Below are 15199 nucleotides of genomic sequence, written 5' to 3'. Positions count from 1 at the left end.
CAGGTAGTGCTTCTCTTCTTTGGTACCGAAAAGTAGCGGCTTTTTCCTATGCTGATTCGAATTGTGCGCATGACGTTTGCCCCGGAGCGGGTGCCTGAATTCCTGGAGATTTTTCGGCAGACGGAGCACCAGATCCGACAGATGCCGGGGTGCCGGTTTCTCGAACTGTGGCAAGATGCGGAGCTGCCCTACGTGTACTGCACACACAGCCACTGGGACTCCGTTGATGTCTTGAATGCCTACCGCCGCTCCGAGCTGTTTGGCCAGGTGTGGCCCGCCACCAAGAAGCTGTTCTCCGCTCCGCCCGCTGCTTTCTCCGTGCACCGCGTAGAAGCCGCCACCCTCCCCGCCGACCTGGCCTAGAGATACTACCCGGCCCAGGAAAGGACCTGAAAAAAAGTGAACGTCATGTCGAGCTTGTCGAGACATCTCGCGTGCTGACGTTGCTAAATTAACCCACACCAAAAGCACGTCATCCTGACTAAGGAAGGACCTTATCAGGCAAGACCGGCTGGCCTAGTACCTCGTGCTGGCGTGGTAAGATCCTTCGCTTTGCTCAGATGACGTGCTGGACCAGTGCTCTAGGCCAGTTTGATTATGTGCAGAGTCAGCACGCAAGATTCCTCGGCTGCGCTCGGAATGACGTCCTTTCAGCTCACCCCTCCCCTTTCTAGGCCACTCTCTGCGTGCTCTTGCCCTTGCTCTCGGCAAACAAACCGCCGGCTGCCGGCTTATACAACTCACCCGAACCTAGCCGAACGCCGTAGGGCACTTTAGCGGTTTTGCTTCCTCCCTCCAGATCCATCATGACTACCGACTACTTCGAATTCTACGAGTTGCCCGAGACCTTCCGCCCCGATGAGGCCGCCCTCAAGCGCAAGTACTACGCCCTCAGCCGCGAGTATCACCCCGATTTTCACGCGACGGCCACCCCGGAGCGCCAGCAGGAAATCCTGCACCTAGCCACGCTCAATACCAACGCCTACCGCACCCTCTCCGACCCCGATCAGCGCATGGCCTACATCCTAGGCCGGCACGGACTGCTGGAAGAAGGCAAGCAGGAACTGCCCCCTGATTTCCTGATGGAGGTAATGGATCTTAACGAGCAGCTCATGGAGCTGGAGTTTGAGCCCGACCCCGAAATTATGCAGCGCGTAGAAACCGACGTAAAAGATTTATCTGATGCCCTCGATGCGGGTATTGAGCCGGTACTAGCTGGCTATGAGGGACTACCCGTGGATACGCGCCCCCAAGCCCTACAGCAAATCCGAACTTATTATCTCAAAAAGCGCTATTTGTTGCGCATTAAAGAAAGTCTCACTAAGTTTGCCACCCGTTCCTGAGTTGTGGGAACGAGATGCCCAGATGGCGGAATCGGTAGACGCGTCGGTCTCAAACACCGATATCGAAAGATGTGCCGGTTCGACCCCGGCTCTGGGTACAGTACAGGTGTAACGCCTGCCAAAAGCTCGAAAGGGCCGCTTCAATAAAACTGAAGCGGCCCTTTCGAGCTTTTGGCATTTTAGCAGGGAAGCCCTCCTACTGAATCATCTTTATTGAGAGCCAAGCGGTAGCCTTTCTAGCTCTAGTTGCTACACGTGCTCAATGTCCATTTGCTGTAGTAGCCCGTCTTGTAGGGTGTAAACATGCTTTATGGGGCCCTCGAAGATTACTTTTCCCTGTTTATCCTTCACTAGCTGCTGCACTGCAACTTCTAATCTCCCATCAGCCCGCTCGCGGATATTCGTGGGCTCAACGTGCGGGTCTAGCTCCTGCCACTGGCGCTGCCAATAACTCCGCACTTCGTCGTGGCCTGTGGCGTAGTCTCCCTCCCAGGCCCTCGACCAGCGCACCTGCGGGTGAAGCGTAGCGAGGACTATAGGAATGTCGCGGGCGTTGAACGCCGCATACGCTTGTTTAATGAGGTTATAGGGAGTTTCCATGGATGTCACAAGAAGAATAGGGCAGAAAACAGCTGAAGCAGCTGGAGTGTATAGCTTAATCTGATCTGCGCGCAACTATCACCTGTCGTTCCACAGAAAATAGCAACTGTTTCCTCTGGCTAGGCCAGTATGCCGCCCAGAAATAGCCTAGCTGTGTGGTAATGGGTGCGAAAAGAGTATTTGCACCTCTACCGCCCAAATCGGTAGCGCACGCCTAGGGCGCCAGAAGTTGTTAAGTCGCGCAAGGTCTCCATGTTAACGTTCATAGTGCCCTCCCCTACTAGGTCTACTTTGGGGCTCACGCGGTAGCGCAGGCTGGGGCCGAAGGTCAGCAGGTAAGAGGTGCCGCGCCAGCTTGTATTGTAAGTACTGATGCCGCCAGGTTGGGTGTTGTCGGGGCTGAAGCCGGAGGATCTGGAAGTTCGGTGTTCCATCGTGACGCCGCCCAACAGATCTACCTGGAAGCGGTGGATGGGCGTACGGGTGAGCGTGTAGCGCCCCAGCGCCGAAAGGGACAGCGTAGAGGTCCGGAAAGCTGCCCGGTAGTCGCCGCGCACACTACCATCGAAGTCGTAGGAAGTGCCCGAGAACACGCCTTTGCCTACGTTGTAGGCCAGTCCGGTTTGCACGGCCCACCGCGGAGTGAGTTGGTAGCCCACCGTAGCCTGCAAGGGTAGTAGCTGATTTTTCCCGAACTGACGACTGGCCCGCTGGTATGCGCTGGTGTAGGCAGACAGTCCTACATAAAACCGAGGCGGCGCCGGCTTGGTAGTTTGGGCAAGCCCCACGAGCGGGGCGGTTAACAATAGTCCACAGAAAGCAGCGTGACGAACGAGCATAAGGAATAGTTGAAAGTGAAGGATAAAGGCATAGCCAGTCAGGAGAGCGGTGTGCTCCCCTAATGGTTGTATCCGACACTTAAAATGCTGCCGACGTGAGAATGCCAAAGAGTCTGCCAGTCTCTAGCATGCTAGCAACTCTCTCAGCACATACTCCTGATGCAGGCAGATCTTCTCACGCATGAACCAGTGGCCTAGCGGTAAGCTCCTGCCTGCGCTTGAGCGAAGGGCTACTCAGGCTATTCTAGGCTAGTTGATTCCCACTGCATAGGCACCACGCGAGATGTCGCTACTTCGCTTGACATAACGAGTTAGTGTGACGTTCTGTAGTAGGCGAACCTGCCTACTATCCGCGGCTTTATCACTTGTGCTGGTGTCTCTTGCTCTAAGGTTAGAGGTACCGTCTAGGCCACTTAGTTCTTCAACGGGGTTAGCACGAACACTTTCATCATTTGCAGGAGCAGAGCATCGGCGGCGCTCAGCCCAGGCGCGCTCAGATCGAGCTTATCAGGCTCAACGTAGCCCGTGAGTTCCGCGAAATCCTCCGCCGACACCGGCCGGAACCCCATCGACCATTCGCCGAAGCTGCGTTGGCCCACTTGCTTATCTGCCAGCTTCACCACGCTTGTGTGGCGCGGATCAGCAAGCAGCTTGGCGTACAGCGCCGCCAGCACCGACTCTTCGCCTTCAATAATTTGCATGAACTGACCATCGCCGTACACCAGGGCGCCTGTAATGTTCTGCTCTTCATTGGCGGCGCGGGCTTGCTGCAGCAGCGTGCGCAGCTGGTCATCGGACATTGCCTGGGTGCCCCGGCTCATATAAATGATGTGATGCATGCTGGTTACCTAAACGCGGATGGAAGGATGGAGGAAAGTGAAAGATAGGTACTTGCTCCCACTTGCAGTGGCCATTCGGGGGCGTAGCTGATCGGTAAGCTACTGGCCTAGCGGCTCACCGCGCGTTTGGTCAGCCAAAAAATAGTTAGCAGATTGCCTCGTATGCCTGAATTACACATCGACAATCTGCGGGTAGAAATAGTCCGTAAAAATATTCGCACCCTGCGCCTGACGGTGTATGCCCACGGCGGGCGGGTGCGGGTAGCGGCTCCCCTGCGCACCCCCGACGCTGCCATTCGGGAGATGGTACTGGCGCGGAGAGCCTGGATTGAGAAGCACCAGACTCGCTTCGAGGCCCGCGAGAAACCTATTGCGCTGGAGTACACTTCGGGCGAAACGCACTTTTACCAGGGCCGCGGCTACACGTTGCGCGTTCTCCTAACCAGTGGTCGGCCCTGGATAGAGCTGCTGGAGGCCGAGCAGACCCTAACGCTGTGGGTGCGCGAGGGCAGCACTCAAGAGCAGCGCACCAAAGTGCTAAACGCCTGGTACCGGGAGAAGCTAAAGGAGCAGCTGCCAGCTATGGTGCGCCAGTGGTCGGGGGTGGTGGGCGTACCGGAGCCCGCCTGGGCCATCAAGCAAATGAAAACCCGCTGGGGCACTTGTAATATTAGCGCTCAGCGCATCTGGCTGAATCTGGAGCTGATGAAGCGCCCCACCCACTGTCTGGAGTACGTGGTGGTGCACGAGCTGGTGCATCTGCATGAGCGCTACCACAATGCCCGTTTCTGGGGCCTGATGGACCGCTTTCTGCCGGGCTGGCAACTGGCCCGCCAACAGCTCAATGCCGTTTCTTTAGGCTCCCCCACCGGCCCCGATGCCTGCTAGAGCGAATCAACAGTTAGCTGCCGCGTTATAGTGGCCTAGAAACAGATAATGGCCCTGCCACTCCGGTCCCAACCGGGTTGACAGGGCCATTGCTGGTTGCGGCTCGTGCTTATTCGCTAGGCCACTTGGGTGAGTGACTGCGCCTGGACAACTTCAGCCTCAAGAATTTCTACCACAAAGCCGGCATCCGGCGAGTAGGTTTTGCGGTAGTAGATGACCAATTGGCGCCCGCGCGGCGAAAGCACACTCGTAGAACTGACTTCTCCATACGCCTTTTCCTTCTCCAGGAAAGGCCGCAGGGTGGCAATACTCTGTAAAAACTCAGCGGGCAGAATCCCTTCTTCTTCCTGCAGCCGAACGGCACTTACGGGATAAAGAAAACGAGTCTCAAAAACAATCATGCGGGCAATATTGGCGGAAAGAACAAATGACTTCGAGTAGCCTATGTACCGGGTACATACTCAGAGCTAGACAACAGCGTAAAAAGCTGAGCGAAAGCCCCGTGCAACTCTGGCTACTTAACAGCAGAAGGAGCCATTCAATTCCCAGGCAATTGAGCATTTCTTTCCGCGGCACTGCACCCGCAGTTGGGGCTAAGTGCCCCGTTACCATTGCCTTTTACACGGTCAGAACTGCGGTTACGGCGGTAGAGCCGCCCTGGTCGTCGTCGGTGACGAGCAGGAGTTCGTAGGTGCGTTGGCCTACGCGCCGCCGTACGGCTACGCTTTCCACCTTGCCCCGGTAGGCCTGCCCAGTGGGTAGTTCTAGGCGGGCCAGCGCCACCGGTACGGGTTTAGTGGAGGATTTGCTCAAGTCTATAATTCCAACCAACGAGCCTAAGACCGCCCCATCCTGCACGGCATCCTGGGTGTCTTCCACGGAGGCTGTCACGAATAGCTGATTCTCAAACCAAGTAGCGCCCGAAAAACCCGCCGGTTTCCCTTCGATGGTAGGTAGCTGGTACAGTTGCGTTCGGATGGGCGGTACTGCCTGCGTCTGGTGCTGTAAGTAGTGCAACACCTGGGGCAGCGGCAGCCGAAACGCCAAATTGCCGGCCGCTGAGCCCACCGTCCGCTGAAAAATAAGCAGCTCCGTAGTGGTAGCGGCTACTGCTTCCAGATTAAGGGTGATGCCAGCGGGCAAATGCTGGCGCAGGGCCGCATACAACCCGCTCAACGCCACCGGGTACACCGTAGAACCAGTTTTGGCACCCGAGGGCAGAGTTACCCAAAAGCCCTGCTCCCGCGCCGATGTAGCCCCCGAGCCCAGCAGCAGTAGGCCTGCGTCAGCGCCCGGCGTGTTAATAACCGTCAGGCACTCCAAATCCAACTTGAGGTCTTTGGGAATGCGCCCTGTGCTAAAATGGGCCGTTTCAAACAACGACGTCCGTTCTCCGGCTGCCAACGACGCCGCATTCAGCTGATACAGGAAGGGCGAATCGTCGCCGATGATGTAGGCCACCTCCCCCACTACTTCAATTCCGGAAGCCGAGGGCAAATCGGGCAGAACAGCCTCGTGCTGAATAAGGGCGCGCATAGCAAATCAGGTGATTAGGGGAGGTAAACCGGCTGGCTAGGCCAGTATATAACGAAGCAGAGAAGCTGCGTTTACGGTCGCTCCTCCTCGCCCCCGATACGCAGAGGCAGCTTCCTCCGTTTTACAAACGAACTCAGCTCCGGCGGCGGGCACCGCGGCAGTTATCTACAACTACGCGGGAGCCCAGCGGCCGGAGCTGAAACGGGTAATAGCAGAAGACCACCAAGTGGCCTAGGAGTACGCTACTTAGTGATGGTGAACTCTACCCGGCGGTTAAGCTTGCGGGTTTCTTCTTTGTCGTTGCTGGCGCGGGGGCGGCTGCCGCCGTATCCAATTGTGCTGATACGACTTTCGCTTACACCCCGCATCACGAGGTAGCGCTTCACTTCGGCCACGCGGGTTTCCGAGAGCTGCTGGTTAAGCTTAGCGTCGCCCTGGTTATCGGTGTGGCCCTCCAGGCGGATGTTTACCGTGGGGTTATCCTGCAGGGTGCGCGCCAGGCGGTTCAGCTCGGTGTAGGAAGCGGGCAGCAGGCTGTACTTCCCCTGCGCGAAGATGAGCGTGGGCAGCTCAAGGCTAGAGCCTACAGCGGCTGGCACCAGCAGCAGTTCCCGGCTCAGGGAGCCCGCCGTGAGCGTAATAGTATCGGTAGCAGTCAGGTAGCCGGCACGCGTTGCCAGCAACCGGTAGCTACCCGGCGGCAGGGTCATTTGGAAGGCTCCACCGGTACTCTCGGTGCGGGCCGTAGCGTTAAACGCCAATTCGTTGCCTAATCGAATAGCTTTTACCTCACTGCCTAGGCCCTGCCGGGTTTTAGCATCGAGGGTGCGGCCAGTGAACAGAATGCGGGCTGCCACGGCTGGATTTACGGGGACGGCGGGTGGTGGCGCTTGTGTGGTATCTGTAGGAGCTACGCCCGCGGCCGTCCGGAACAAATCGGCAGGGCTGTTGGGCGTGGGTGCCGAGGCGTAAAAGGCCTGCTTGCCATCGGCGGAAAGAGCCAGATAAGCATCAAAGCCAGGCCCATTTAATGGGGCACCCACATTGCGAGGCTCCGACCACCGCGTCCAGGAGTCGTCGAGCCGCTGACTCACGAAAATATCTGAGTTACCGAAGCCAGCGTGCCCGTAAGAGCTGAAATACAAGGTTTTGGTGTCCGCCGACAGCCAGGGAGCAAAGTCGTAGCCCGGAGAGTTTACTACGTCGCCCAAACTTATGGGCTCACTCCAGGCATTCTCGCCGGTAGAACGGCAGAGGTACAGGTCGTTGCCGCCCTGCGAGTCGCCGCGCTCCAGCGAGAGCAGTAGAAACTTCTCGTCGGGGGTCATGTAGAATGAGGTGGCCGGCCCGGCAGAGTAGTAATTCGGAATGATTTGCGCTACCGGACGCACTCCTTTGCCTGGCAGGCTACGCGCCACTTTACTCAGACTTTCGTCGCGGTAGCTGCCGTCGCGCTCGTAGCGCCCACGCACCACCAACGACTCACCATTGGCCCCTACCACCGCCATCACTCCGTTGTGCTGGGGAGTGTTTAGGGCATCGAGGCGGGTAGCAGGTGACCAGTTAGAGTTGGCAGCCGGCGCCGTACTCACCCAAATATCTCCCGACTCGGCTACGCCCTCTGTGTTGCCGGAATAGCGTGTACGCACGAAATAAAGCGTTTTGCCATCGGGAGTGGGCACCGGCTGAAGCTCATTGCCGCTGGGCGTATTCAGGCTCATTAATGGCTCTGGCCTACCAAATCCTGGCTGGCGAGGGTCAACGTTCAGGCGCAGCTTAAACAGCTTCCACTGCTGCGAAGCCCGGTTCAAGATGCGCTGGCCTACAATCGGCGTCCCGTTAAACTTGTCGGCGGCGGCCAGCGCAATGCACTTGTCGTTGCCGCGGCTGACCAGCATAAAGCTCCCCAACGGCCCCGAAGGAATCAGCTTCCACTGCTGGTAGAAGCTGCCCGTCCAGGGGCGCTGCACAAGCGGGGCATTCTCATCGGTTCCCTCCAGGGTCAGGCACTTGCCGCTGTGGCGGGCCTCAATGCGGTAAAAGTCGCTGCCTGTGGCGGCGGGCACAAAGCGCCATTGCTGGCTATTGGAGTGCGTAAACTCCCACTGCACGCCTGCTGCTCCTGCCTCGTTAGACGAATTAGCAATGTCTAGTGAGCGGCCACTGCTCCGGGGTATGAGGCCGTACCAGGCATTGGCATCCGGAACGAAAGTCGCCTGCCCGGCAGCCGAGAGAGTTATCAACCACACTGCCAGAAAAGGCAGTAAAAAACGAGTGACGGTATTTGTCATGCACGCAGAACGGATGGACATAAGCGCAAGTTAGCCGAAATCTGCACCGCAACCGGCCACGCACAAGAAAGCGCCGCTTTCCCACCCAAGGGAAAAGCGGCGCTTCTTTTAACGTAATATGTATAGCGTTTTATCTATAAGCCACTTAGCTAGCGTTGCTGATGTACTTGAAACGAACGAAGCGCTCATTTTCATAAATAGCCGTAAAATGCCCACCTGCCGACTTGGGTTCTGCCTTACGGTCGGCGTTGCGGCTAGAGGAAGTAGGTACTGCTGGATATGAGCCAGGCATGGTACCAGGAACATGACAGATGAAGGAGAGGATTTTAGAAGCCATAGTGATGAGCAATACGTGTTTGTGAAGCTGTGAAAAAGCGGAGTACTGTATCTTTTTGGGAAGCGTAAGCAGACTATTCTTTTAGCGCCACTATGATGAAACCATCATCATATTGAACGTTGCTAAGATATATTCTTTCTTACTATAATGTAAATCCGTAGCACCCCGTATTTTAGTCTCCGTGCCAGCACGGATACCCCTTCCAATCTCAAAATGGGATACTGTTGACTTTTTATTGGAAATATTATTCTTCTGTTTTTCACATGTTTATCTTATAAAAACCTATTTCACAATTTACTGACGTGTTTTAGCCAGACTGTCACATATTGCTACAACCATATCTTACTCAGAATTATCCTACTTCCTAACAGGGCACAAAAAGCAAGCACCTCCGGCTGTGGCCTAGGCCTATCCGGAGGTGCTTGCTGATCAAAGTGACGATAAGGTGACTAAAATAACGCAGCACAGTTATTGACGCCGTAGCTTCTACTTACCGTGTTTTAGCTGAGCTATTTGGCTGCCATCCTACTTGTTGGTTGCAGGGGATGGTGCGCTTAGGAAATAAGTCGGTTGCGCAAAGCGTATTGGATGAGGCCCACCACCGACTTGGAATTGGTTTTGGTAAGGATGTTTTTGCGATGCGTCTCCACCGTCCGTTCACTAATGAAAAGTGTCTCGGCAATGTGAGAGTTGGAGTACTCGCGGGCAATGAGCTGCAAAATTTCCCGCTCGCGGTTGGTCAGCTCCGAAGCACGGGCTTCCTTGATCTGCCCCCGGGAAGCCGGAATCTGGATGTTTTGCAATACGGTAGCGGCCACCTCACTGCTGAAATACGTGCGGCCCGCCGCAACCTCCCGAATAGCACCCGACAGCTCAGCCTTGGAGGCAGTCTTCAAGACGTAGCCCGCGCAGCCTACTTCTAACACTTCCGCCACCGAAGCGTGGTCATGAAACATGCTCAAGATTAAGATTCTGATCTGGGGATAGGTTTGCCGGATAGTGTAGGCCAGCTCCACGCCCGTCATACCGGGCATGTTTAAATCAAGCACTGCTACCCGTATTTCGGGGTGCTGCTTTAAAACATCAAGGGCTTCATCACCGCTGTAGGCTTGGGCCGCCACGGGCAAATCTACTTCCGAGCGCAACAACGCTTTTAAGCCCTCTACCACCACCGGATGGTCATCAACAAGCAATAAAGGAATCTGATTAGAGGTGGGCATAGGTGTGTGTATTTAGCAGGCAGAAACTTCCGGAACCATCGGGCAACCACTTCTTACATTCTCAACTTCACGAGTGCAGCCGGAGGAAAAACCAACTGTCTCTATTTTGGCCGAATAGAAAGTTACAGTTTTCCCAAAAGCATCCAAAGATACAAGACGTGCTATATTTAAATATTCGCCCCTTAACCTACTTGTATTCAACAAAGTTCTGTTTTACGCGCCTTGCTACAAAAGAATAACGGGAACCGCCGGCGCACACCAGCAATTCCCGTTGTTCCCAAAGTGGTGCTACTGGCCTAGCGCTGTCCGTACTTGGCTTTGAACTTGTCGCGCAGATATGTCTGCTTGGTATCGAGGCGGAAGGCCCGGCCGTCGATGTAGGCCTGAGTCACGTCGTTGGTACGCATGTCGAGTAGGTCGCCGCGGCTGACTACCAACGTAGCGCTTTTACCAGCTTCCAAAGACCCGTAGTCTTTATCGAGGCCCAGGATGCGGGCGGGACTTAGCGTTACGGCCGTGAGGGCTTGCTCTTTGGTGAGACCGTGGCCAGCGGCCGTGCCGGCAATAAAGGCCAGATTGCGAGAACCGGAGGTCTCCTGGTCGCCTTCATAATCTAGGCAGAACCGCACGCCGGCTTGCTGCAACAGGCTAGGCAGCTTATAGGGTAGGTCGTAGTCGTCGCCCTCGCGGCGGGGCAGGGCGTGAATGCGGGAAAGAACTACGGCCACATCGTTCTGCTTCAGGAAGTCGAGCATCATCCAGGCGTCGCGGGCGCCTACCAGCGTCACCTTCTGCACGCCCAAGCGCTTGGCAAACCGCACCGACTCCACGATTTCCTTGCCGTAATCGGTATGAATGAACAAGGTCTTGGAGCCATCAAACAAGCCGGCCAATGACGTCAGGCGCAGGTTTTCTTTGCGCGAGGTGGGCTGCTGACGGTAGGCGCTGGCTTCGGTCAGCAGACCTTCCAGTTGCCGCAGTTGATCGGTGCGGTTCTTCTCGCGGGTTTCCACCTGCTTGGGGTCCTCCGAGGGGTTGGTTTTAATGACCATCTGGGGCCAGTTCAGGTGCAGGCCGTCGTCGGCTTTCACGGCGGCATCCTGCCAGTTCCAAGCATCGAGTTGCACCACGCTGCTCTGGCCCGAGAGCATGCCCCCGCGGGGCGTCACCTGAGCCAGCAGCACTCCATTGGTGCGCACGGTGGGCAGGATGTCGGAGTCGGTGTTGTAGGCGATGATGCTGCGCACGTTTGGGTTTAGAATGCCTACTTCGCGCTCATCCACGGTAGCCCGGATAGATTCTACCTCGGTGAGGCCTAGCGTGGTGTTAGGCAAAATCAGGCCGGGGTAAATTTCCTGGCCCTTCACGTCTACCACTTCGTAGCCAGCTTTATCCTGACTGAAACCACTTTGGGCGCCAGCGTACGTGATTTTGCCCTTGTCAAAAGCCACGGCGGCGTTAGGAACTACCGTGCCGTTGCCTACGTGCAGGGTGCCGCCCACGAGCAGCATGGGCTTGCTCTGGGGCGGAGCCGGCGCCGGCACCTGCGCCAGCGCGGGCGCGGCCGTGAGCAGGCCTAGAGAAAAAAGTAATGCGGAAATACGCATGATGTGTATGAGTTATCCTGTTTAGCTGGGCTCAAAAGAGGTTCTCGTTTCGCTAGGCCAGTAGTTAGCCAGCGGTAGAACTTTCGACAAGCTCAGCGTGACGTGCGTTTTTTAGTGTAAGTCGAGTGGCCTAGGCCACTTACTGATCCAACTCTTTGTCTTCGCCCAGCGTGTCGCAGTGGAAGTGCTTGTTGGGACGGGCCGAGGGCATTTGCGTGGGAGCGCCGCCTTTCTTGGCTTCCAGCATTTTCTGCACAATGCGTAGGCGTTCCTTCTGCATGTCCTGGCGCATCTGCTGGTCGCTTTCCACGTCAAACAGCTGGCGGCCATCCACGAAGGTGCGCTCCGCGTGAGCGTAGATGCTCAGGGGGTTGTCGCTCCAGAGCACCACGTCGGCGTCTTTGCCCTCCTTAATGCTGCCCATGTTCTTGTCGAGGTGGAGCATTTTGGCCGGGTTGATGGTCACCAGCTTCAGCGCATCTTCTTCCGATAGGCCACTGTACTTCACAATTTTGGCCGCTTCCTGATTGAGGCGGCGGCTCATCTCGGCATCATCGGAGTTGATGGCTACGTTCAGACCTGCGTTGTGCATGATGCCGGCGTTATACGGAATAGCGTCGCGCACTTCGTTCTTGTAGGCCCACCAGTCGGAGAACGTGCTGGCATTCACGCCGTGCTGCTTCATCTTGTCGGCCACTTTGTAGCCTTCCAGAATGTGGGTGAAGGTGTTCACCTTGAAGTTCATGCGGTCGGCCACGTTCATCAGCATGTTAATCTCCGACTGCACGTAGCTGTGGCAGGTAATGAAGCGCTGCTGATTCAGGATTTCCACCAGGGCCTCTAGCTCTAGGTCGCGGCGCGGGGCCTCGCCTTTCTTCTGCTTGGCCTTGCCGAGCTTGTTCCAGGCTTTCCACTCCTGCTCGTACTCTTTGGCTCGCGTGAAGGCATCTACAAACACCTGCTCGGTGCCCATGCGGGTTTGTGGGAAGCGTAGCACGTTGGCCTCGCCCCAGTTGCTCTGCTTCACGTTTTCGCCGAGGGCAAACTTGATGAAGCCGGGCGCGCCCTTAATCTGCATCTGCTCGGCGGTCTGGCCCCAGCGCAGCTTAATCAGCGCCGACTGCCCCCCGATGGGGTTAGCTGAGCCGTGCAACAGTTGGGCGGCCACTACGCCACCGGCCAGGTCGCGATACACGTCCACGTCCTCAGCATCTACCACGTCGCCAATCCGCACTTCACTAGTTACCGACTGGGTGCCTTCGTTTACGCCTTCGGAAATGGCAATGTGGGAGTGCTCATCGATAATGCCGGGCGTGAGGTGTTTGCCGGTGCCATCGATGGAGCGCCCCCCACTGGGCACGGAGAGGTTGCGCCCGATCTTGGCAATTTTGCCGTTTTGCAGCAGCACATCGGTGTTTTCCAGCTTGCCCTGGGCCTCACTAGTCCAGACGGTAGCGTTCTTGATGAGTACCGTTTGCTGACCTGGCACCGCCGGGCGGCCGTAGGCCACAAAGGGGTACTGCAACTGGCCTAGTTGCATTTGCTCCGGGGCCTTGGCTGAGTCGCGGCGAGCGGCGCGGGTGGCCTGCTCCTGGCGCTGGGCGCTCCACTTGATATTCGTAGCGTCGGGGAGTTGCCCATCACCTTGGAAAGTGCGAGAGTCAGCAGTGTAGTACCCACTGAGGCGCACAGCCCCGCTGCCCTTGGTTTTAGGGGTAGGATTGTACACCAATGTGGCCAGCTCTCCGTTTACGCTAAGGCTTCCCTTCACAGTATCGGCAGCGGCTTTCACAATCTTCACCTCTGGCGCCTCTGGCTTGCCGGCCAGCAGCATCTTTACCTCCGGCTGGTTCCCAATTTTGAGGGTGTACACCCCGCGGTAGTCACTGGGAATTTCGCTGAGCTGATACCGCTCGCCCTGCACCCAGTTGTCGAGCATCACGCTTTCGGGCGCGAAAATGCGGGTGGAGCACACCAGGAAGTTGGCTTGCATGCCCGGCTTCAGGGCTCCTACTCTATCCTGGGCTTTTACCAGCATGGCGGGCGTGGCCGTGAGGGCCTGCAGGGCCTGCTCCTCGGTGAGGCCGTACTGGATGGCCTTGCGCAGGTTGGGCAGAAACTTCTTCTTGTCCTTGAGGTCGGCGGTGGTGAGGGCAAAGGGCACGCCGGCCTTAGCTACTAGCCCTGCATTGGCGGGTGCCATTTCCCAGTGCTTCAGATCCTGCAGCGGCACCCGGATGGCGTCGTACACGTCGTCCACCAGGTACGGGTCGGGGAAGTTCAGGCTCAGGATGAGTGGGGCTTTGGTGGCCTGCACGTCGGGCAGACGCTGATACTCGTCGCCGCGGCTCTTAATGATGTACTGCACCCCGAATTCGTCGCCCACTTTGTCGGCGCGCAGCAAGCTCTGCTTGTCGCGCACTTCAAAGATGGCCGGCAAGCTGCGCTGCTGGTTTAGGGCCCGCAGGGACAGGTTCTGCTCCCGGGTGGGGTTACGCTGGTTCCAGTCGGCATCGAGGTAGCTCTGGCGCAGCAGGGCAATGCTGCCCATCAGCGACGAGGGATAATCCTGGGTGCTGGTGCCTTTATCGAAAGAGTACGCCGCGGCGGCGCGGTCCTGCAAAATCAGCTCAGTTTCCTTGCGGTTGGTGTTCAGGCTCACCAAGGCGGCCGTGCCCCGCATAATCCCATCGGGCTGGTGAGTGAGCACTGCCCCGAAGCCCAGCTTACGAAGGGCATCGGCTTGCTCGGCGTTGGCCTTGAACAGCTCGGCGGCATTTACCTCAGGGTGTACGGCCTGATTCCAGTCGTAGGCGCCGGTTTTCTGGCTGTCGAACTGGGGGCCACCGCGACGGCCCTGGCGCTCTGGAGCCTTCACCTCGGGCACGCCGTAGCTGGCGTACAGATCCACGAAGCCAGGGTAAATGAACTTGCCCTTCATATCCTGCACCACGGCCCCAGCCGGAATTTTAACGTTGGGGCCTACGGCTTCTACTTTCCCATCCCGAATGACGAGCGTGGCATCGTTGAGGCGGGTTTTGTAGTCGGTGTAGATAGTGGCGTGCGTGAAGGCGTACAGGCCCGGACGGTCGTCGTAAACGCCGTTGCGCGGAAACGTGGCCGACTGCGCGTGAGCCACCGAGAGGCTGCCCACGAGTAGGCCACCCGCCAGCCCAAGCCGGCGCAGGTCAATGTGCATAAGGTTGCGGAAGTAGAGTGTAGGAAATAGGAAGTGCGTAAGAGGAAGGCAAAATCGGCCGAGCCGACCTCGTCAAATGTAGCTAAAGAAACTGCGCATAGTGCTATAGTTGCTCCTAGGCCACCTCAACCTTAGAGCCTCGGCCACAGTATGCTTCTTATTCTCCACCTCATCAATACCTTCCGTCATGCGCAAAGGCACAAAAGTCAGCTGGAAATACGGCACCGGCACGGCCACCGGCAAAATCGAAGAAACCCATAAAGAGAGCGTAACCCGCAAGCTGCAGGGCTCCGAAATCACCCGCAACGGCACCCCCGAAAACCCTGCTTTCCTCATCGTGCAGGAAAACGGCGACAAAGTGCTTAAGCTGCAAAGCGAGGTGAAAGAGGCCAAGTAACCGCTCCTGCCCTGGTGCCTATTGGGCACTGGCTGAGTCAGCGCTAGGCCAGTAGGTTCGGTTATTGCGGACCTTCACAACCAAAAAAGCCCCGCCGGATTGC

14 protein-coding genes and 1 tRNA gene are annotated in these 15199 nt (G+C 57.1%); 5 read left to right on the top strand and 10 right to left on the bottom strand.

What is annotated here, in order from left to right; genetic code table 11:
• Nucleotides 1-48 precede the first annotated feature (48 nt).
• The 3 genes from EU556_RS10760 (at nucleotide 49) to EU556_RS10750 (ending at nucleotide 1441) form a co-directional block, all read left to right on the top strand.
• Nucleotides 49-363 carry a putative quinol monooxygenase gene (locus EU556_RS10760; RefSeq protein WP_135434007.1) on the top strand — a complete coding sequence of 105 codons (315 nt, stop codon included), beginning with the start codon at nucleotides 49-51 and terminating at the stop codon, nucleotides 361-363.
• 443 nt (nucleotides 364-806) lie between these two features.
• Complete coding sequence (locus tag EU556_RS10755; protein WP_135434005.1) at nucleotides 807-1343, top strand: iron-sulfur cluster co-chaperone HscB C-terminal domain-containing protein; 537 nt, start codon at nucleotides 807-809, stop codon at nucleotides 1341-1343.
• A 16-nt stretch (nucleotides 1344-1359) separates the two neighbouring features.
• A tRNA-Leu gene (locus EU556_RS10750) sits at nucleotides 1360-1441 on the top strand.
• A gap of 151 nt (nucleotides 1442-1592) precedes the next feature.
• Here EU556_RS10750 and EU556_RS10745 read toward each other — a convergent pair.
• The 3 genes from EU556_RS10745 to EU556_RS10735 all read right to left on the bottom strand — a co-directional run bounded on the left by EU556_RS10745 (nucleotide 1593) and on the right by EU556_RS10735 (nucleotide 3621).
• Nucleotides 1593-1943, bottom strand: coding sequence for a nuclear transport factor 2 family protein (locus EU556_RS10745; RefSeq protein ID WP_135434003.1), 351 nt, complete (start codon nucleotides 1941-1943; stop codon nucleotides 1593-1595).
• Nucleotides 1944-2131: 188 nt separating this feature from the next.
• On the bottom strand, nucleotides 2132-2782 hold the full coding sequence (locus EU556_RS10740) for an outer membrane beta-barrel protein (protein WP_135434001.1): 651 nt from the start codon (nucleotides 2780-2782) through the stop codon (nucleotides 2132-2134).
• 413 nt (nucleotides 2783-3195) lie between these two features.
• Nucleotides 3196-3621: a BLUF domain-containing protein gene (locus EU556_RS10735; protein WP_135433999.1), complete on the bottom strand. Its 426-nt coding sequence runs from the start codon at nucleotides 3619-3621 to the stop codon at nucleotides 3196-3198.
• Nucleotides 3622-3783: 162 nt separating this feature from the next.
• Here EU556_RS10735 and EU556_RS10730 point away from each other — a divergent pair, with 162 nt between their 5' ends.
• A complete protein-coding gene (locus EU556_RS10730) occupies nucleotides 3784-4509 on the top strand; it encodes a M48 family metallopeptidase (RefSeq protein WP_135433997.1) in 726 nt (241 codons plus the stop codon).
• Nucleotides 4510-4625: 116 nt separating this feature from the next.
• Here the strand turns inward: EU556_RS10730 and EU556_RS10725 are convergent, their stop codons facing one another.
• From EU556_RS10725 to EU556_RS10695, 7 genes are all read right to left on the bottom strand, one after another.
• On the bottom strand, nucleotides 4626-4910 hold the full coding sequence (locus tag EU556_RS10725; protein WP_135433995.1) for a hypothetical protein: 285 nt from the start codon (nucleotides 4908-4910) through the stop codon (nucleotides 4626-4628).
• Nucleotides 4911-5127: 217 nt separating this feature from the next.
• The gene (locus EU556_RS10720) at nucleotides 5128-6045 is read right to left on the bottom strand and encodes a DUF6929 family protein (protein WP_135433993.1); all 918 of its coding nucleotides are present in this window, start codon (nucleotides 6043-6045) and stop codon (nucleotides 5128-5130) included.
• A gap of 242 nt (nucleotides 6046-6287) precedes the next feature.
• Nucleotides 6288-8357, bottom strand: coding sequence for an RICIN domain-containing protein (locus EU556_RS10715; RefSeq protein ID WP_135433991.1), 2070 nt, complete (start codon nucleotides 8355-8357; stop codon nucleotides 6288-6290).
• Between the two features lie 124 nt (nucleotides 8358-8481).
• Complete coding sequence (locus EU556_RS10710) at nucleotides 8482-8673, bottom strand: hypothetical protein (RefSeq protein WP_135433980.1); 192 nt, start codon at nucleotides 8671-8673, stop codon at nucleotides 8482-8484.
• A gap of 554 nt (nucleotides 8674-9227) precedes the next feature.
• The gene (locus tag EU556_RS10705) at nucleotides 9228-9893 is read right to left on the bottom strand and encodes a response regulator (RefSeq protein ID WP_135433978.1); all 666 of its coding nucleotides are present in this window, start codon (nucleotides 9891-9893) and stop codon (nucleotides 9228-9230) included.
• A gap of 296 nt (nucleotides 9894-10189) precedes the next feature.
• Nucleotides 10190-11500 (bottom strand): amidohydrolase family protein, encoded by a 1311-nt coding sequence (locus EU556_RS10700; protein WP_135433976.1) that lies wholly within the window; start codon nucleotides 11498-11500, stop codon nucleotides 10190-10192.
• 139 nt (nucleotides 11501-11639) lie between these two features.
• On the bottom strand, nucleotides 11640-14699 hold the full coding sequence (locus tag EU556_RS10695; RefSeq protein ID WP_135433974.1) for an amidohydrolase family protein: 3060 nt from the start codon (nucleotides 14697-14699) through the stop codon (nucleotides 11640-11642).
• 187 nt (nucleotides 14700-14886) lie between these two features.
• Here EU556_RS10695 and EU556_RS10690 point away from each other — a divergent pair, with 187 nt between their 5' ends.
• Nucleotides 14887-15096 carry a hypervirulence associated TUDOR domain-containing protein gene (locus EU556_RS10690; protein WP_135433972.1) on the top strand — a complete coding sequence of 70 codons (210 nt, stop codon included), beginning with the start codon at nucleotides 14887-14889 and terminating at the stop codon, nucleotides 15094-15096.
• The last annotated feature ends 103 nt before the right edge of the window (nucleotides 15097-15199 follow it).

Source organism: Hymenobacter fodinae (assembly GCF_004745825.1).
Taxonomy (GTDB): Bacteria; Bacteroidota; Bacteroidia; order Cytophagales; family Hymenobacteraceae; genus Hymenobacter; species Hymenobacter fodinae.
This window is presented reverse-complemented; position numbering and strand designations above follow the sequence as displayed.